We start from the raw sequence: 17,817 nt of genomic DNA, 5'->3' as shown, positions 1-17,817 counted from the left end.
CGCCCATAGGTTCAGTCCCTGACTTCCACAGTGCCCTTCATTCCCATGAAGTCGTGCAGGGCGCAGATGTAATCAAACTCTCCGGCCTTGTTGAACTTCACGGTAAAGGTGCTCTTCGGCAGCATCAGGCCGGAGCTGAGGTCCCCGCCGGTGAAGTCAGCGGGATCGCCCACGGCGGCAAACTCATCTGCCGGTTCCTCACCGAAGGTGACAGTGTGCGGGGCTCCCATGCCGTCATTGACGAACGTCACCGTGTCGCCAACATGCACCACGATGTGGTCGCGGACGAACCGCATGAGCATGGCCGTCTCATTGTCAGTTCCCGCGATGACGGTGTGGTTGTCGGCTTTGGCCCGCGCCGCCTCCCACTGGTCCTTGCCGTCCCGCAGGATCTTCCGCTCCTGCTTCTGTGACTGACGGTCATACTGCGACTGAGTGTACGGGTAGTCTGTCCCGGCCACCCGCACATGCACGGTGCCCTTCATGGCCATCCCGTGGACCAGGCAGTAGTACGTGAACTCGCCGGAATCCGGGAATTTCAGGGTGTAGCGTCCCACCTCGTTGAAACCGCTGTCGGAAACGTTGGTCATCACACCGGAGTTGAAGTAGGACTTTCCATCGTAGGACTTTCCGCCCTGCTGATTCACGTATTGCGGATTGGCCGGGTTGAACGGTTGCGTGGACTCCAGCGACTGGCCTTCAGCGAGGAAGGTGACGGTGTGGATTTCCGCTGAGTTCGCCTTCCAGGTGATTTTGTCCCCGGCATTGATGTAAATATTTTCGGGGAGGAACGACATCCCCTGAATCGCCTGGTCCGATGATTCGGAACCGACCTGCACAGTCCAGGTCCGGGCTGACTTTCCGCCGTCGGCGACGGCGATGCCGCCAAGTGCCACGGGCATTAGCAGCGAGATTAACGCCGCCACGAGGGCGCGCACCAGGCGCGGAATGTGGCGGCTTTCTTGGTGGAGAGCCATAAGACTCATTCCTTCGTTGTGTTCCCTGTTTTTCGTCTACGCCGGGAAACCGGTCGGCCGGTTCCGGCACTCTCCTGCGCCGCGCCTACCCAGGCTCGGGCGGGTCTGCAGTCACTATGCTCCGGCGGCCCGCCCGCACTCCCCTGAGGGATGCGACTGTAGATTCGTTGGCCACGGAGAAGACCGGATGACGCCAGCGTCATGGCGGTCGGTCCGGACGGTTGGACATCGCCGTTGCAGTTTAAATCGTGCTCCGGGGCGCACCATTTGTCGATAGTCCGGCGCAATCGTCCGGGCGCTAGGAACGGCCCTGCGAACGGGTCAGCAGCGTGGAGATCCGGTGCGCCTCCTCCAGCAGGAGGCGGCCCAGCATCTCCTGCCTGTCGCCGCGGAACCGCGGCTCAATCCCGGTCAGCGACAACGCCCAGGCCGGGCGCCCGCGCTGGTCGAATACCGCTGCGCCCATCCCCCAGCTGCCCTCCAGCACCAGTCCGGGGTTGACCGAGTAGCCGGCCTGCCGGGTCTTGGCCAGGTTCTCCCGGACCAGGGCTTCGGTGTGCGCCGCAGCAAAATTGCCCGCGTGCATGGGCCAGTCCGCCAGAAGCTCCTCCTGCTCCGCCTCAGGCAGGAAGGCCATGATCGCGGTTCCGGCAGACGCCACCCCCAGCGGGAAGCGGACGCCCTCGTGGAGCACAAAGGAACGCACCGGGAAGCTGCCCTCCTCGCGGAGCAGGCACACCGTTTCCGCTCCGCGGCGGATGGAGAAGAACGCGCTTTCGCCGGTCTCCTCGGCGAGCCGGCGGAGGCTGGGCCGGGCAATGTCCTCGAGCGGAAAGCGGGCTGAGGCAACGGAACCCATCAGCAGGATCTCCGGTCCCAGCACCCAGTTTCCGCTTTGCGGGTCCTGGTCCAGCAGGCCTTCGGAGGCCAGCGAGGAAAGCAGCCGGTGCACGGTGGGGCGCGTGAGCCCGGATTCCCTGACGAGTTCCACGAGCGGGGAACCTTCCGGTTTCCGTCCAACAATGCGCAGCAGGGACGCGACACGGCTGACGACTTGTGCGCCTTGGACCGGTAATGAAGACATCTTTTTTCCTCGCAGTTACGTTTAATCTGCCCAGACCATCCATATTATGGACACTCACCAGCCTACCGTCCACACTGTAAAAACGGCATCTTTGGCGCATTAATCGTCCATTGACAGCCCCCATTTCGGCACCGTAGGCTCCAACAGCAGAAGAACAGTCCACAAAGTGGACTGCGTCACGAGCTCAATGAGGAGATGCGATGTCAAAGCTGAAATCCGGAGCGGCCGCCGCGCTGCAGGACGTACTGCGGGACGGCATGACGCTCGCCGTCGGAGGCTTTGGCCTCAGCGGCATCCCGGCGGACCTGATCGAGGCGGTGCGCGATTCGGGCGTCAAGGACCTCACCGTGGTGTCCAACAACATGGGCGTGGACGGCAAAGGCCTCGGCATCCTGATTGAGGCCGGACAGGTCCGCAAGGTGATCGCTTCCTATGTGGGCGAGAATAAGCTGTTCGCCGAGCAGTACCTTGCCGGCAAGCTGGAGGTGGAGTTCACCCCGCAGGGCACCCTGGCCGAGCGCCTCCGCGCCGGCGGTGCCGGCATTCCGGCTTTCTACACCAAAACCGGCGTCGGGACCCTCGTCGCCGAAGGCAAACCGCTCGCCGAGTTCGACGGCGAAACGTACGTCCAGGAGCGCGCCATCCGTGCCGACGTCGCCCTGGTGCACGCGCACACCGCCGACACCGACGGCAACCTGATCTACCGCTACACCGCCCGCAACTTCAACCCGGTGGTGGCCACGGCCGGCGCCGTGACCGTCGCGGAGGCCGAGGTCATCGTCGAACCCGGCCAGCTGGACCCGAACAACATCATCACCCCCGGCGTCTTCGTCCAGCGCCTTGTCCAGGCCAGCGGCCGGGTCAAGGACATCGAACAGCGGACGGTCCGGCCCCGCGCTTCCGAGCCCGTTCCCGCCTGAACCGCCCCGCCACACAGCGCGAACGAACACTTAAGCCCCAAGACTTCAAGAAAACCCAAGGAGAACCCCATGGCCTGGACCAGGGACGAAATGGCTGCCATCGCGGCCGAAGAACTGAACGACGGCGACTACGTGAACCTTGGCATCGGCATCCCCACGCTGGTCGCCAACAACCTGCGCGACGGCGTCCGCGTGGTCCTGCAGAGCGAGAACGGCCTGCTCGGCATGGGACCATTCCCCTACGAAGGCGAAGAGGACGCCGACCTCATCAACGCCGGCAAGCAGACCGTTACGGTCCTCCCCGGCGGCAGCATCTTCGACTCCGCTGCCTCCTTCGGCATGATCCGCGGCGGCCACGTTAAGGTCGCCATCCTGGGCGCCATGCAGGTGTCCGGAGCCGGCGATCTCGCCAACTGGACCATCCCCGGCAAGATGGTCAAGGGCATGGGCGGCGCCATGGACCTGGTGGCCGGCACCCCGCGCGTTGTGGTGCTGACCGAACACAACGCCAAGGACGGCACCGCCAAGATCGTCAAGGAGTGCACCCTTCCGCTCACCGGCCTGAGCTGCGTGGACCGGATCATCAGCGACCTCGCAGTGTTTGACCTTGACAAGACGGACGACGGCGTCCGGCAGCTCACGCTGACCCGCCTTGCGCCGGGCGTCTCCGTGGAGGAACTCCGCGGTAAGACCGAAGCCCTCTTCGACGTCGCCCCCTCCCTCGACGCAACCCCCACCATAGAAGCCAGCACCCTTGAAGGAGCCATCGCATGAGCCTGCGCGAACAGTTCGGCAAAGACGTCCTGCTGACCGGCTGGGGCCACAGCCGCTTCGGCAAACTCACGGACGAGACCTTGGAATCCCTGATTGTCCAGGTCGCCACGGAGGCGATCGCCAACGCCGGGATCGAGCCGGGTCAGATTGACGAGATCTACCTCGGCCAGTTCAACTCCGGCATGATGCCGCTGGCGTTCCCGTCCTCGCTGGCACTGCAGGTTTCGGAGCAGCTGGCTAACGTCCCGTCCACCCGGGTCGAGAACGCCTGCGCCTCCGGGTCGGCCGCGTTCCAGCAGGGCACCAAGTCGCTGCTCGCCGGCACCGCGAAGACCGTGCTGGTCATCGGCGCCGAAAAGATGACGCACGCCGGCGCCGACGTCGTGGGAGCCGCCCTCCTGGGAGCCGACTACGACATGGCCGGCAAGGCCTCCAGCACCGGCTTCACCGGCCTGTTCGCCGAAGTGGCCAAGCACTACGAGAAGCGCTACGGACCGGTGTCCGACGTCCTGGGCACCATCGCGGCGAAGAACCACCGCAACGGTGTGGACAACCCCTACGCCCAGCTCCGCAAGGACCTCGGCGAAGAGTTCTGCCGCACCGTCTCGGACAAGAACCCGATGGTGGCGGACCCGCTGCGCCGCACCGACTGCTCCCCCGTGTCCGACGGCGCCGCCGCCGTCGTGCTGTCCGTCTCGCCGACGGGCGGGGCAACCGCCCCGGTGCGGCTCGCCGGTTTCGGCCAGGCCAACGACTTCTTCCCGGGGGAACGCCGGGACCCCACCGCGTTCGCAGCGACGCGCGCGTCCTGGCAGCGCGCGCTGGGGATGGCCGGCGTCGGGCTTGACGCCCTGGATTTCGCCGAAGTGCACGACTGCTTCACCATCGCCGAGCTGCTGATCTATGAGGCCATGGGACTGACAGAACCGGGCCAGGGTACCCGCGCCATCGAGGAGGGCTGGGTTTTCAAGGACGGCAAGCTGCCCATCAACGTCTCCGGCGGACTCAAGGCCAAGGGCCACCCCGTGGGCGCCACCGGCGTCTCGCAGCACGTCATCGCCGCGATGCAGCTCACCGGGACCGCGGGCGACATGCAGCTGACCAACCCGCGCCGGGCTGCGGTGCAGAACATGGGCGGCGTCGGGATCGCCAACTACGTCAGCGTCCTCGAGGCCGTCTAACCGGAGTCCTCCCCCGCCATGACCTTCTTTTGTCCACAGGCAGCGCCCGACACGCGCATGTACTCGCGTGTCGGGCCTTGTGGCCGTCGAAAGAAGGTCGGGACGGCGCTAGGCCGTCTACCCCACCCATGTAAGTAGCAGCAGTTGGGCTAGCCGCCCCGGATCATGGCGGCGATCCCGCTGAACCCCAGCCGCTCAGCATTTTCCAGAGCAGTGCGTCCCTGGGGATCCCGGATGCCGGGGTCGGCGCCGGCTTCGAGCAACAACCGGACCACGTCCTGCTGCCTGGGACCGCCGTCGTTGAGCAGGATGGCTTCCTGCATAGCGGTCCAGCCGAGGTTGTTCACGTGGTTCACGGGCACGCCGGCAGCGATGAGGATCCGCACGGTGTCCACATGCCCGTGTTCGCTCGCGGGGATGAGCGCCGTTCCGCCGAAGCGGTTGGTGCTGCGCACGTCCGCCCCGGCTGCCAGGGTCAGCTGCAGCACTTCGTTGAAGCCCTCGGCCCCGGCATAGAGGAACGCCGAGTCCTGGATGGCGTCCTTGGCATTGACGTTGCCGCCAGCCCGGATGAGCTCCGCAACGGCACCGGCGTCATTGGCTTTGGCCGCCCGGATGAGCCGCTGGTCGAGCTCCGCCTGCGCCCCAGGGGGCAACGCCGGCGGAGCCACTGCCGACGGCGTTGCCGTGGGCGTCGCGGGAGTGACGTTCACGGTCGACGGCGGGGAGTCCAGCCGCTCCGGCTGTCCCGGACTCGCCTGGCAGCCAGCTAGGAAAGCTGCCATGCCGCCGGTGGCTACGAGCACAGCCAATCGGCGCCTGCTCGACGTCCTGCGCCAGGTCCTGGACCGCCCCATGAACCAGAGCCTACTTCGCGGTTCCGGCGACCGCAGCGGCGATGGCCTCGGCGCCCGCCGTTGCGCAGGCTTCGTCCAGGGCACCGTCGGGGGCGCCGCCTACGCCGATGCCGGCCACGGACACCCCGTTGACCTTGAGCGGGACGCCGCCGGCAAGGAACAGGGTGCCGGGAAGGTCTGCGATGCTGGGGCCGTTGCCGTTGATGCGCTTGGCGAGCTCACTGGTGGGCGTTCCGAAGGCGGCAGCGGTGTAGGCCTTCTGCTGCGCCGCCTCGATGGTGTGCTCGGCTGCATTGTCGCCGCGGAGGAGTGCCTGGACGGTGCCGAACCTGTCCACCAGGGCCACCGTCACGAACGGCAGCTTGTCGGCCTGGCACTTGGCGAGGGCGGACTTGACGGCGTCCGCGGAGGCACCCACGCTGATCCGGTTCTGCGCCACCACGGTTTCTGGCGCCGGCTGGACATCGACGGCGGGCACCGCGCCGGCAACCGCTGCCGGCGCAGCAACAGGTGCGGGCACGGCGTTGGCCGCAGCCGTCAGCCCGCCGGTCAGGAGCAGCGCTCCGGCGGCGGCAGCGGCGGCGATCTTGTTGGACTTCTTCACGGGTTCTCCTTGGATATGAGCATCAGGGGCTTGCGTTTTCCGGTGACCTCAGCGGCACTGCCCGGGTTCGTTCCCGGGCCTCGAATCCATCCTTCCGGCCGGGGACGGAGCCGGCATCCGGCAATGGTCTGCCGCAGGCTCCCCCATCGGGCTGGACGTATCAGCCAAAAGACTGAGAGACCAATAACGGCGCGGGCCCTAGCATGGTGAAGAGAACTCCTCCACCGGAACCGGACCCCCATGCCCTCCTTACCACCAGCCCTTCGGACACCGCTGGGCCGCATTGACGCCGTCGTCCATCTTGGTTTTGCCGTGCTGCTGGTGGCGTCGGCCGTCCGCTACGTGATGCGGCACAGCCCCGCGGACAACCTGTGGGTGCTGGCTCTCGCCGCGGCGGTGTGTTCGCTCTATGCCGTGATCGCCGTGCTCTCACAGCGCAGGCGGCCGTGGGCGGTGTGGATGTTCGTCTTGGTGGCGCTCTGGGCGGTGCTGGTGATCGCGGCGCCCAGCTTTGCCTGGTGCTCGTTTGCGCTGTTCTTCCTCTGCCGGACCGCGTTCAGCGGCTGGGTGGCCTACCTGGCGGGAGGTGCGACGGCGGCGGCCACGGCCGTCGGACTGTTCCGGTTGAGCGGCGGCAGCGATGTTGCCATGCTCCTGGGGCCTGTGGCCGTGGGCGTCATGCTTACGCTCATCTATGACCGGATCGAGCAGGACGCCGCCGAGCAGCGCCGGCTGCACGCCGAGGTGTCCCTGGCCCAGGGGCGGCTGGCGGCCAGCGAGCGCCGGGCCGGAACCATCGAGGAGCGCGAACGCGTGTCCCGGGAAATCCACGACACCGTGACGCAGGGCCTGGCCAGCAGCCTCCTCCTGCTGGAGGCCGCGAACCGGTCCTGGCCCAGCCAAGCCGCGCGCGACGACGTCCTCTCCGCCAGCGGGATGCTGCGCCGGAACCTGGCGGACACGCGCAGCCTGGTCCACGAACTCGCCAGCCCCGGCCTGGACAGCGCGCCGCTGCCTGACGCCCTGAGCCAGGCAGCTTCCCAGTACCTCCCGGGCGTGCGCCTGCTGGTCACCGGCGAGCCGCGCCCAGTCCCCGCCGATGTCCGGCACGCGCTGATACGGGTGGTCCAGAGCGCCGCAGCGAACACGCATTTGCACGCAGCGGCGGCGAACGCCACCGTGACGCTGGGCTTCCTGCCGGGCGCCGTCACTTTGGATGTGTACGACGACGGCGCCGGTTTCGACCCGCTGTCGCTGGCACCGCCGTCGGACGCCGGAGGCTACGGCCTCCGGGCGATGCGCCAGCGGGTGGAGCAGCTGGGCGGAGTATTTTCGGTGGAAAGCAGCCCCGGGGAAGGGACGATCGTGGCCGCGCAACTGCCCACGGGTGACGAACAGTGAAGCCCATCACCGTGCTGCTGGTGGACGACCATCTGGTGGTCCGCAGCGGCCTCAAGGCGCTGCTGGGAACGCAGCCGGACATCGAGGTGGCGGCTGAGGCGGCTTCCGGCGAGGACGCCCTGGCCCTGGCGGAGCAGCGCAGTCCTGCGGTGGTGGTGATGGACCTGGCGATGGGTCCGGGCATGGACGGAATCGAGGCCATCAAGCAGCTGCGCCGGCAAAATGCCAGGCAGGCCGTGCTGGTGTTCACCACGTATGACTCGGATGCCGACATTGTCCGGGCCGTCGACGCGGGAGCCATGGGCTACCTGCTCAAGGACGCGGCGCCGGAGGAGATCTTCGCCGCCATCCGCGGGGCGGTGCAGGGCAAGAGCGTGATGAGCGCACCCGTGGCGTCGCGGCTCTTCCAACAGCTGCGGAACCCGGACGAGATCCTGACGCCCCGTGAGGCGGAGCTCTTGAGCCTGCTGATTGAAGGCCTCAGCAACAGGGAGCTCGGCCGGCGGCTGTTCATCTCCGAGGCCACCGTGAAAACCCATCTGGCGCACATCTATGCCAAACTCGGCGTGGAGACCCGGGCCGCGGCGATTGCTACTGCGATCCGGCGCGAGGGAATGCGCTAGCGGATCCTTGCCGCAGCCAAGCGCGCGTCCCGCAGCCGGGTTTAGACTCGGACCTGGCCCAGCACCCCATCGAAGGAGCCCACCCATGCGCGCCACCATCATCCACGGCCCCGGAGACATCCGGGTTGAAGACCGGGACTACCCCACCATCCAGCTGCCCACCGATGTGGTGGTCAGGGTCACCGCGTCCTGCGTGTGCGGCTCGGACCTGTGGCCGTACCGCGGCGTCAGGCCCACGAAGAAGCCGACGGCCATCGGCCACGAATTCGTCGGTGTGGTGGAGAGCATCGGAGAAGGCGTGACCGAGCTGGCGGAGGGCGATTTTGTCATCGCGCCGTTCGTGGTCAGCTGCGGCGAGTGCCCGCAGTGCCTCAATGGCGTCACCGTCGCCTGCGACCACCTGGCCGGCTGGGGCGGCCGGGATGACACCGGGCACACGATCGACGGCGGCCAGGGCCAGGCCGTCCGGGTTCCGCGGGCGGAGAGCACCCTGGTCAAGGTTCCGGGTGTCACCGAGCCGGACGCTGCGCTCACAGCCAACCTGCTGACGCTCTCCGATGTCATGGCCACCGGCCACCACGCGGCACTTGCGGCCAAAGTCGCACCGGGCCGCACCGTTGTCGTGGTGGGCGACGGCGCCGTCGGACTTTGCGGTGTCCTCGCGGCCAAACGGCTGGGGGCAGAGCGGATCATTGCCATGTCCCGCCACGCGGACCGGCAGGCGCTGGCCCGCGAGTTCGGCGCCACGGACATCGTGGAGGAACGGGGCGACGACGGCGTGGCCAAGGTCCGCGAGTTGCTGGGCGGAGTGCTGTCCGATTCGGTGCTGGAATGCGTGGGCACGAAGGAATCCATGGAGCAGGCGCTGCACTGTGTCCGGCCCGGCGGGGCGCTGGGTTTCGTTGGCGTTCCCACGGGCGGAGCCGAGGTCACGCTGCGCTACTTGTTCGACTCCAACGTCTCCATCGCCGGCGGCATGGCTCCGGCCCGGACGTACATCCCCGAACTGCTGGCGGATGTGCTGGCCGGAGCCATCAACCCCGGCCGCGTCTTTGACTCCGTGATGCCGCTGGAGGAAGCGCCGGAGGCGTACAAGGCGATGGATGAAAGGCGCGCCATCAAGGTGCTGCTGACTCCCTGATCCGGCCGACGGCCCGCACGCACTTAACAGGCGCGACGCCGGCGCTCCGCCGGTGCCACCGAATGCGATACTAAGTCTGCGTAGTGTCTCGGGCCGCGTGCCGTCCGGGACGTCGCTTCGTTGCGAGCCGGGGGAACTGAATGCAACTCGACACCTTAACCCTCAGGGTTGCCTTCGCCATTGTCGCGTTCACGCTGGCGCTCCTGTTCTACTTTGCCGCATACCGGAGCACGCGGTCCCCGTACAGCGCCTGGTGGTGCGTGGCCCTGACGCTCTTCCTCGCGGGATCCGCTTCCTACCTCTTCAACGGAACACCGCACCAGGTGTGGGCCAATCCGCTGGGGAACTGCCTGCTAGTGGCCGGGGCGGCGTGCGTGTGGGCCGGTGCCAGGTCCCTGCGGGCTTCGCGGCCGCGTTCCTGGCAGCTGGCGGCGGGTCCTGCCGTTGTGACCGTGTCGTCAGCCTTCGAAAATCCGGGCGTGAACATCTGGGCTGGAGGCGCCGTCTTCCTCGCCCTGATGAGCCTGATGCTGGGCCTTGCCTCGCGCGAACTCTGGCGGCTGGAACCGGGCTACTCCAGGGTCCGGATCCCGTTGGCCATCGCCGCTGCCTTCTTCTCGGCCTACTACTCCGGCCGGCTGATCGTGTATCTCGGCGAAGGCCCGGACGGCCGGATCTTCGTGACCTATTTCGGCTCGGCGGTCACCACCCTGGTCACCATGGTGCTGCTGGTAGTGGTGTCCTTCAGCATGGCGGCCCTAAGCAGCGAACAGCAGACGCGCGCGCTCCGGGCCGTGGCCACCCAGGACGGCCTCACGGGGCTCCTCAACCGTGCGGCGTTCCTGGATTTGGCCTCCGATGAGCTGCAGCGGCTGCGGCACACCCGGGCGCTGGGCTCCCTGATCCTGGCCGACCTGGACCATTTCAAGGCGGTCAACGATACCTACGGCCACGCTGCCGGCGACACGGCTCTGCAGTCCTTCGCCGCCGCCTGCAACGGCACGGTCCGCTCAACAGATCTTGTGGGACGCTACGGCGGCGAGGAGTTCATCTTCCTTCTGCCGGGTGTGAGCCCGGACCGGGCAGAAGCCATCACAAAGGAAATCAACCGGCATTTGAGGGCAGTCCGCGGTCCCGACGGTTCCCGGATGCCCACGGTCAGCTACGGCATCGCGCCCATCGGCCACGGCCCGTCCGGCCTCGATGAGCTGATCGCGACGGCGGACGCCGCCCTCTACGAGGCCAAATCGCAGGGCCGCAACCGCACAGTCCGGGGACTCCCCGCGCCGTAGCCCGCAAAGTAGGGCACTTGTCCCCTTTGCGCGCCCCGCCGCGGGGTCTAGCGTGATCCGCATCAGCATCCACCGCCGTCAAGGAGCCGTCATGGCCGGGTTTGTGCAGATCATCCAATTCCAGTCCTCCCGCATCAAGGAAATTGAAGAGCTGGGCCGTCCGTCGAGAACAGAGGGCAGCACGACGCCCACGTTCCGCCGCATTGTTGCCACCGCGGACCGGGACCATCCAGGGACCTACTTCACCATCGTCGACTTTGATTCCTTTGACTCGGCGATGGAGAACTCCGGCCGCCCGGAGACGTCGGAGTTCGCAGCGAAGATGGCCGCACTGTGCGACGGCCCCGTGATCTTCCACAATCTGGACGTCATGTGGGAGGACACCGGAGAGGATGCGGACAACAGCTAGGAGCAGGGCATGGTTTCGGTAACCCCTGGTCCGGAACCGGACGACGCCGGCGGCCGCGGGAGCCTTGTTATTGAGCTCGGTGAGCTGCCCTCTGGGTCGCTGGCCCTGGTGGGCGGCAAGGCCCTGAACCTCGGAAGACTCGTGGCGGCCGGCTTTCCGGTTCCGCCTGGTTTCTGCCTGACGACGGCGGGTTACCGGATGGCCGCGACAGCGGAGCTCGACGCCATTGCCGCCCGCCTGGACGGTGCTGCCTTGGACGGGGCTGCCTTGGACGGCGCCGGCCCGGACGGCGCCGCCGGGCTGTCGGACGGGGACCGTGACGAACTCGCGCGGCGTGCCCGGGAGACGGTGGTAGCAGCACCGGTGCCGTCCGAGGTCGAGGCCGCAGTCCGCGGGGCCTACGCGGCGATGGGCAACACACCGGTGGCGGTGCGGTCTTCGGCCACCGCCGAGGACCTGCCGTTTGCAAGTTTTGCGGGGCAGCAGGACTCCTTCATGGACGTCGCCGGCGCCGATGCCGTCGTCGAGGCCGTCCGGCGCTGCTGGGCCTCCCTGTGGACCGACCGGGCGGTGGCCTACCGCACTTCGAACGGGATCAGTCACCGCGAGGTGGGCCTCGCCGTCGTCGTTCAACAAATGGTCGACGCCGGCATGGCCGGCGTGCTGTTCACCGCCAACCCGGTGACCGGGACGCGCACCGAGACCGTCATAGACGCCGCTGCCGGGCCGGGACAGGCGGTAGTGTCCGGCGCCGTGAATCCCGATCACTTCGTGGTGGACACGGCATCGAGCCGGAGCCTGCAGCGGCCGGATGGCACGGCGCCCGGCCTGAACGAGACCCAGCTGCGCGAACTGGCGTCCCTCGGTGACGCCGCCCAGCGGCTTTTTGGCGCACCCCAGGACGTGGAGTGGGTGATCGACCCCGGCGGGAAGGCCTGGCTGACCCAGTCGCGGCCCATCACCACGCTGTATCCGCTGCCGGACGACGACCCGCTCGGCGGACAAGCCGGAACGGATGCGGCCTCGGGCGCGGCCGGCGCGGCATCCGGCGCGGATACGCGCGTCTACCTGTGCGGCACGCTGCTCCAGGGACTCACGCGCCCCATCACCCCGATGGGGCTCTCGGTCCTTGGACTCATGCGGGGCAACAAGGGTCCCTGGAAGTACGTGAACCCGGGATTGCGGATGTACATCGACCTGACACCGATCATCCGCAGCAAATCCGGCCGGAAGGCACTGGTGAGGATGCTGCCGCTCGCGGACGGAAGGTCGGCTGCCGTCTTCCCGTGGCTGCTGGAGGACCCGAGGTTCAACATTGTCCGGCCGGCCCGCAAGAGATCGGACCGGAAGGCCACTCCGGGCCCCGCCAGGACGGAAGCAAAGGGCAGCGAAGGAACCCAGAGCCTGGGCCTGATGGCAGGGCTCGTTCCGGCGATGACCCGTACTCTGCTGTGGCCGGACGGGGAACTGCGCAGGGCCCGCCGCTTCCAGGACCGCCTCGAAGCCCGGCTGACGCTCCCCCTTCCCGCCTCTGCGGCGAGGCGGCTCCAGCACGCGGAGGACGTCTTGGGAACCGATGTCATCAACGGGTTGATCCAGGCCACTCTGCCGGGTCCGTCCGTGGGGTACCTGATGCTGGCCGCGGCCCGCAGGCTGCTCCGCGGGATTGCCCAGCCGCGCGAACTTGAGGCAGTCCTTCGGGGGCTTCCGCATAACGTGACCACCATTATGGACCTGGAACTGTGGCATCTGGCGGTCTCCCTGGGCCGGGACCCGGAAGTGCGGCGGGTGTTTTCGGAGCTGCGGCCTGACGGGCTTGCTGACCTCTACCAGGCGGGCACGCTGCCAGCCGCTGCCCAGGACGGGCTGCGGAAGTTCCTGACCAAGTACGGCCACCGGGCCGTGGCGGAGATCGACCTGGGGATGCCGAGGTGGGCTGAGGAACCGGACCATCTGTTGGGAATGATCTCGAATTATCTCCGGGTGGAGGATCCCGAACAGGCGCCGGACCGCCAGTTTGCGAGGGCCACCGATCATGCGGAGGCCCGGATCAGCGAGCTGGTGGAACGGGCCGGGAAGAAGGGCCGGCTGCGTGGGCGACTCGTGGCGCTGTGCCTGCGCCGGGCACGCCAGCTGTGCGGCCAGCGTGAATTGCCCAAGTTCTACATCGTGATGGTGCTCGCGGAGATGCACCGGCAGCTCACGGCCGTGGGTGCCGAGCTGGCGGGGACCGGCACCGTCGCGGACGCCGGCGACGTGTTCTTCCTGGACTTCGATGAGTTGCGGGTGGGCCTGCGCGGGGCCGACCTGAAAGGAATCGTCGCCGGCCGCCGTCGGCTGTACGACGTCGAATTGCGGCGGCGGCGCGTGCCGCGCCTCCTGCTCTCGGACGGCACCGACGTCGAGGCAGCCATGATGGCGGCGGCCTCCGCGTTGCCCGGGACCGCGGCGCCGGACCGACTGTCAGGGACGCCGGCGTCCGCAGGCACCGCCACCGGGAAGGTCCGGGTCGTGATGGATCCGGTCGGGGCTCATCTGGAACCCGGGGAAATCCTGGTGGCCCCCTCCACTGATCCCGGCTGGACGCCGCTGTTCATGACAGCAGGCGCACTGGTGATGGAGATGGGCGGCGTCATCTCTCACGGGGCGGTGGTGGCCCGCGAGTACGGCATCCCCGCCGTCGTGGGTGTTGCCGATGCCACCGTTCGGCTGCGCGACGGGCAGACCGTCACCGTGGACGGCGCGGCCGGAACCGTAACGTGGTGAGGCTCTTTTCCATGGCGCAGGAGGAACCCCGTTCCGCCGGTGGGGTTGCGGATGACGCAACGCAGAGGGACGCGGAGATCCGCGACTGGGACTGGGCCGTCCTTCCTGAGGGCTCGACGAGTAGCCGGTTTGCAGCACCGAGCGGAGGCCTCGCGGTGGTCACCATGGGCAAGCCGCAGAACCCGCGGGTGGTGCTGGTTCCCGGGGCCACGGGTTCCAAGGAGGATTTCGCCGTGATGATGCCCGAACTCGCCGAGGCAGGCTTCTACGTGCTGAGTTACGATCTGGCGGGCCAGTACCAATCGGCAGGCGCCGGCCCGGAGAACCTCGTCCCGCCCCGAAGGCATTATGACTATGAGCTCTTCGTGAACGACTTCCTCGCTGTTCTTGAGTCGGGCGAAGGTCCGTCGCATGTGGTGGGCTACTCCTTTGCCGCGATCCTGGCGCAGATCGCCTACTCGCAGCGCCCGGAACTGTTCCGCAGCCTCACGCTGCTCAGCTGCCCGCCCTTGACGGGACAGTGTTTCCGCGGAGTCAGCAGGATCGGGCGGTTCACCGGCTGGGCCAACGGCCGCGTGGGGGCCGCGGTGATGATCTGGGCCATCCGTCGCAACGTCAACAAGGTCTCCCCCAACCGGCTGCGGTTTGTCCGGGAACGGTTCCGGTTTACGCGGCGGCAATCGGTCCGGGACATCTACGAACTGATGAAACAAGTGCCGGACCTCCGGCGGGCCATCGCCGCCGCCAATGTGCCGAAATTCGTGGCCGTGGGAGAGCACGATCTTTGGCCGCTACGGCTGCACCGCCAGTTCGCGCAGTCGATAGGTGCCCGGATTTCGGTCTACCGCGGAGGCCATAGCCCGTCCGAAACATCGCCGCACCAGTTCGGCCGGGACCTGCTTGCCATGTATGCCGCGGACAACTGAGAGAGACACAAAGTGTCGCAAGGGCACTTATACCCTTGCACGTTATGCGTCAGCCCCGTACGTTGGGGACAGCGGGGGACGTTCTCCGCTCTGCGGGCCTCCGTGTCTGCAGAGAAAATCAGAGTCACATAAAGGAATGCAGCCATGGCAACAGGCACAGTTAAATGGTTCAACGCCGAAAAGGGTTTTGGCTTCATTGCCCCCGATGACGGATCAGCTGACGTTTTCGCCCACTACTCGGCGATCGCAAGCAGCGGTTACCGTTCACTGGATGAGAACCAGAAGGTCGAATTCGATGTGACCCAGGGTCCGAAGGGCCCGCAGGCAGAGAACATCCGCCCTCTCTAAAGGCTTAGGGTAAAGGCGCCGGCGCCCAGCCGGCCCACCCTGCACCAACAACAGCCCCTCCGAACCATCCGGTTCGAAGGGGCTGTTGCGTTGGCAATCCCGCAACTCCCGGAGGGCCGGCGGTTAGCGGGCCGGTCCTGTCTTGTGCCTGGCGCGCTGTACTGCCCGGTACACCGTGGACCTGACCACGGAAAGAGCTCTGCGAGTTCGCCCGTGGTGTGTTCGCCGGCGTCGTGCAGTTTCACCAAATGAGCCTCCTGCGCAGGTGACAGCTTGGGCTTCTTTCCGCGCAGGCGGCCTTTGGCTTTCGCGATCTTCATGCCTTCGCGCGTGCGGGCACCTATCAGGTCGCTCTCGAATTCAGCCACCATGGCCAAGACATTGAACAGCAGTTTTCCGACCGGGTCAGTTGGATCGTGCACCGATCCGCCGATGCTGAGTTTCACATTCCGCTGGGCAAGCTCGTCGACGATCTCGTGGGCGTCACGCACCGACCTGGCCAGGCGGTCCAGCTTTGTCACCACGAACGTGTCACCGTCCCGGCAGGCCGCCATCGCTTCCCGGAGGCCCGGACGGTTCCGGTCAGTACCGGTCAGCCCGTGATCCACGTAGATCCGGTCCGGAGTGATCCCCAAGGCTGCCAAGGCGTCGCGCTGCGCCGTGAGGTCCTGCTGCTCCGTGGACACCCGCGCGTAGCCGACCAGCAAAGCGGTCATGCGCAACAGTGTGCCACGCGACTTTTAGGTGGACCAGATATGCCACCGTCACCGGGCATGCCACCGGACGGGTCTTACGGCGGCGGCTCTCCGCAGGACTGCGTTTGTGCAGGTGAGGGGTGGGTCCGCCCGGAAGAGGACCGGCTTACGGGACGGCTTGTACGGGCAGGTGTGCGAGAAATGTTTCGCTGTGTTTCGTGGGGTGGTGGGTGCGCGCGGGTGCCCGGAAGGGTACCTCGGCCTGCAGCGTACGGAAAACAGGATGCCCAGCTCGCTGGTCAAACGGAAGGTCCCAAGCCTTATCAGCGAAAAGTCAGCTGCAAAGGTATGGCTCCCACCGCGACTCGTCGGTACCCTCGCACCAAGGACCCCAACATGAATAATGACCCTAATTCGGAGTAGCGACATGAGGAAAGCTGGGAAGGTTCTTCTCGTTATCCTGGCGGTTCTGGCTCTTTCCGCGGTCGTTTACTGGATAGGTGGACCCGAAGCCGGCGGGACTGCCATGCTCATGATTTCAATCGGCGTGGGTGCTTATTTTGCCGTTGGCTGGGGCGGCGACTACGCCACCAAGGTCGAGAGGTATCGCCAGGAGCTGATCTCGAAAAGTAGACCTTCCGACAGCAAGCCAGATTTTGAGGTTACTGACCAGAGAGACGAGGACAGGGGCCCAACCACTTAGCTTCCTCGTGAACACGAATCTTCTCCCAACCCGTCGCGCGCTCCAACGTTATTTGACGATGCCGAACAAAATGAAGCCAATTCCGAGGACGAGGCAAAGAACAGTGAAGGCCGATCGAAAGGCAGATCCAACCTTCAAAATTCTTCGATCCGAGTTCGGCGCCCAGTCCCTAAGCCGCGCCGCGCCTTTCTCAACAGCACGTCGGGCGGTGAAAAGGCTGATGACTCCAGCTATCAGAAGTATTGATCCGAAAATTATCTCGTCCATGCCCGCTCCTCTGGAAGACACGTTCATGCGGTGCCTTGCAAGAAGCATTCCACGATTCCGGGGCCCGGACCCCACTGAGCGGCAGACGCGTCAGATGGCAGGCCGACGTCCCGGTATGGGTTCGGCTGATGACGAAACAGCTTCGGACCATACCTCCAGTGGCTGGCTTCCATCCGTTGGACCGATGACCGCGAGAACGCAGAGATTGCTCTCCGCTTCCCACGCCCCAAGACTAGGCTGTCATTACGTTACTGGCGCGAGGAGTAGTGCAATGGAGATAGACGGAAGCCGAACAAAGCCGCTGTTTGAAAAGACCGAACACTGGTCGTCGCCGCTCACTCAGGACGAAGCGCTGACGGCAATCTCCAAAGCGTTTGCGTCGGACAAGGCAAGGATCCACCAGGACGGTGAACTCCTTGAAATACGAACGGGATCCAATCTGCAGTATCGCCTCTGGGGCAACCTATTTTCATGGAGCCGCCGGAAAATACCGGTGGCGTTAACAGTGCGCGTGCGAGCAGCGGAGCACGGCGTCCATATTGATGCGCACGCATTCGACACCTTCGGTTTCCGACTAACCGACCACACATTTTTCGGAGCCCGAGAAAATTTTGAGGATCGGCTCGAGGTTCTACTACGCCAGGCAGCTGCCGCTGCAGAGGCATCTCCGAAAGCCTAAAGCAATTCCGAGTCAGGCTTGATGGCAAACTGAGCTGCTCAGCGTCCAGAAGCGTCCCGTAGAGGGTCGCATTCCACGAGGCTGGTCAATCCTGGCGATATTTTCGCCCGTTGTAGTGGTCTGCCAGTTTTCGGCCCGGTGAGGGTTCGGCTCTCGTTCAAGATCCAATT

18 protein-coding genes and 1 pseudogene are annotated in these 17,817 nt (G+C 66.3%); 13 read left to right on the top strand and 6 right to left on the bottom strand.

The window, feature by feature from the left end; all coding sequences use genetic code 11:
* Positions 1 to 11: 11 nt before the first annotated feature.
* Positions 12 to 977, bottom strand: coding sequence for a plastocyanin/azurin family copper-binding protein (locus tag AC07YR_RS07575; RefSeq protein ID WP_436056545.1), 966 nt, complete (start codon positions 975 to 977; stop codon positions 12 to 14).
* A 298-nt stretch (positions 978 to 1,275) separates the two neighbouring features.
* Positions 1,276 to 2,061, bottom strand: coding sequence for an IclR family transcriptional regulator (locus AC07YR_RS07570; RefSeq protein WP_494733594.1), 786 nt, complete (start codon positions 2,059 to 2,061; stop codon positions 1,276 to 1,278).
* Between the two features lie 200 nt (positions 2,062 to 2,261).
* Here AC07YR_RS07570 and AC07YR_RS07565 point away from each other — a divergent pair, with 200 nt between their 5' ends.
* The 3 genes from AC07YR_RS07565 (at position 2,262) to AC07YR_RS07555 (ending at position 4,936) form a co-directional block, all read left to right on the top strand.
* Positions 2,262 to 2,981 (top strand): CoA transferase subunit A, encoded by a 720-nt coding sequence (locus AC07YR_RS07565; RefSeq protein ID WP_436056543.1) that lies wholly within the window; start codon positions 2,262 to 2,264, stop codon positions 2,979 to 2,981.
* A gap of 69 nt (positions 2,982 to 3,050) precedes the next feature.
* Positions 3,051 to 3,755, top strand: coding sequence for a 3-oxoacid CoA-transferase subunit B (locus tag AC07YR_RS07560; RefSeq protein ID WP_494733593.1), 705 nt, complete (start codon positions 3,051 to 3,053; stop codon positions 3,753 to 3,755).
* A complete protein-coding gene (locus AC07YR_RS07555) occupies positions 3,752 to 4,936 on the top strand; it encodes an acetyl-CoA acetyltransferase (RefSeq protein ID WP_494733592.1) in 1,185 nt (394 codons plus the stop codon). The genes AC07YR_RS07560 and AC07YR_RS07555 overlap by 4 nt, the downstream gene beginning before the upstream one ends.
* Positions 4,937 to 5,085: 149 nt before the next feature.
* Here AC07YR_RS07555 and AC07YR_RS07550 read toward each other — a convergent pair whose 3' ends face one another.
* Positions 5,086 to 5,748, bottom strand: a complete 663-nt coding sequence (locus AC07YR_RS07550; RefSeq protein ID WP_494733591.1) for an ankyrin repeat domain-containing protein — start codon at positions 5,746 to 5,748, stop codon at positions 5,086 to 5,088.
* A 55-nt stretch (positions 5,749 to 5,803) separates the two neighbouring features.
* On the bottom strand, positions 5,804 to 6,397 hold the full coding sequence (locus tag AC07YR_RS07545; protein ID WP_494733590.1) for a GlcG/HbpS family heme-binding protein: 594 nt from the start codon (positions 6,395 to 6,397) through the stop codon (positions 5,804 to 5,806).
* A 240-nt stretch (positions 6,398 to 6,637) separates the two neighbouring features.
* Between AC07YR_RS07545 and AC07YR_RS07540 the strand changes: the two genes are divergently transcribed.
* From AC07YR_RS07540 to AC07YR_RS07505, 8 genes are all read left to right on the top strand, one after another.
* A complete protein-coding gene (locus tag AC07YR_RS07540) occupies positions 6,638 to 7,798 on the top strand; it encodes a sensor histidine kinase (RefSeq protein WP_494733589.1) in 1,161 nt (386 codons plus the stop codon).
* Positions 7,795 to 8,421: a response regulator gene (locus AC07YR_RS07535; RefSeq protein ID WP_494733588.1), complete on the top strand. Its 627-nt coding sequence runs from the start codon at positions 7,795 to 7,797 to the stop codon at positions 8,419 to 8,421. The genes AC07YR_RS07540 and AC07YR_RS07535 overlap by 4 nt, the downstream gene beginning before the upstream one ends.
* Positions 8,422 to 8,506: 85 nt before the next feature.
* Positions 8,507 to 9,562 (top strand): zinc-dependent alcohol dehydrogenase family protein, encoded by a 1,056-nt coding sequence (locus tag AC07YR_RS07530; protein ID WP_494733587.1) that lies wholly within the window; start codon positions 8,507 to 8,509, stop codon positions 9,560 to 9,562.
* 140 nt (positions 9,563 to 9,702) lie between these two features.
* Positions 9,703 to 10,854: a GGDEF domain-containing protein gene (locus AC07YR_RS07525; protein ID WP_494733586.1), complete on the top strand. Its 1,152-nt coding sequence runs from the start codon at positions 9,703 to 9,705 to the stop codon at positions 10,852 to 10,854.
* A 91-nt stretch (positions 10,855 to 10,945) separates the two neighbouring features.
* Entirely contained in the window at positions 10,946 to 11,263 is a 318-nt protein-coding gene (locus AC07YR_RS07520) for a hypothetical protein (protein WP_436056534.1), read from the top strand.
* Between the two features lie 9 nt (positions 11,264 to 11,272).
* The gene (locus tag AC07YR_RS07515) at positions 11,273 to 14,029 is read left to right on the top strand and encodes a PEP/pyruvate-binding domain-containing protein (RefSeq protein WP_494733585.1); all 2,757 of its coding nucleotides are present in this window, start codon (positions 11,273 to 11,275) and stop codon (positions 14,027 to 14,029) included.
* Positions 14,030 to 14,040: 11 nt separating this feature from the next.
* Positions 14,041 to 14,955, top strand: coding sequence for an alpha/beta fold hydrolase (locus tag AC07YR_RS07510; RefSeq protein WP_494733584.1), 915 nt, complete (start codon positions 14,041 to 14,043; stop codon positions 14,953 to 14,955).
* A 144-nt stretch (positions 14,956 to 15,099) separates the two neighbouring features.
* Positions 15,100 to 15,303, top strand: a complete 204-nt coding sequence (locus tag AC07YR_RS07505; protein WP_013599688.1) for a cold-shock protein — start codon at positions 15,100 to 15,102, stop codon at positions 15,301 to 15,303.
* A gap of 123 nt (positions 15,304 to 15,426) precedes the next feature.
* Here AC07YR_RS07505 and AC07YR_RS07500 read toward each other — a convergent pair.
* Positions 15,427 to 16,019: pseudogene (locus AC07YR_RS07500) on the bottom strand (recombinase family protein).
* Positions 16,020 to 16,425: 406 nt separating this feature from the next.
* On the opposite strand from AC07YR_RS07500, the gene AC07YR_RS07495 reads away from it, so the two are divergent.
* A complete protein-coding gene (locus AC07YR_RS07495) occupies positions 16,426 to 16,701 on the top strand; it encodes a hypothetical protein (protein WP_494733583.1) in 276 nt (91 codons plus the stop codon).
* Between the two features lie 48 nt (positions 16,702 to 16,749).
* Here AC07YR_RS07495 and AC07YR_RS07490 read toward each other — a convergent pair whose 3' ends face one another.
* Positions 16,750 to 16,968, bottom strand: coding sequence for a hypothetical protein (locus AC07YR_RS07490; RefSeq protein ID WP_494733582.1), 219 nt, complete (start codon positions 16,966 to 16,968; stop codon positions 16,750 to 16,752).
* Positions 16,969 to 17,239: 271 nt separating this feature from the next.
* Here AC07YR_RS07490 and AC07YR_RS07485 point away from each other — a divergent pair, with 271 nt between their 5' ends.
* The gene (locus tag AC07YR_RS07485; protein ID WP_494733581.1) at positions 17,240 to 17,647 is read left to right on the top strand and encodes a hypothetical protein; all 408 of its coding nucleotides are present in this window, start codon (positions 17,240 to 17,242) and stop codon (positions 17,645 to 17,647) included.
* The last annotated feature ends 170 nt before the right edge of the window (positions 17,648 to 17,817 follow it).

The organism is Arthrobacter sp. GW460-12-1-14-TSB2, assembly GCF_059423525.1.
This window is presented reverse-complemented; position numbering and strand designations above follow the sequence as displayed.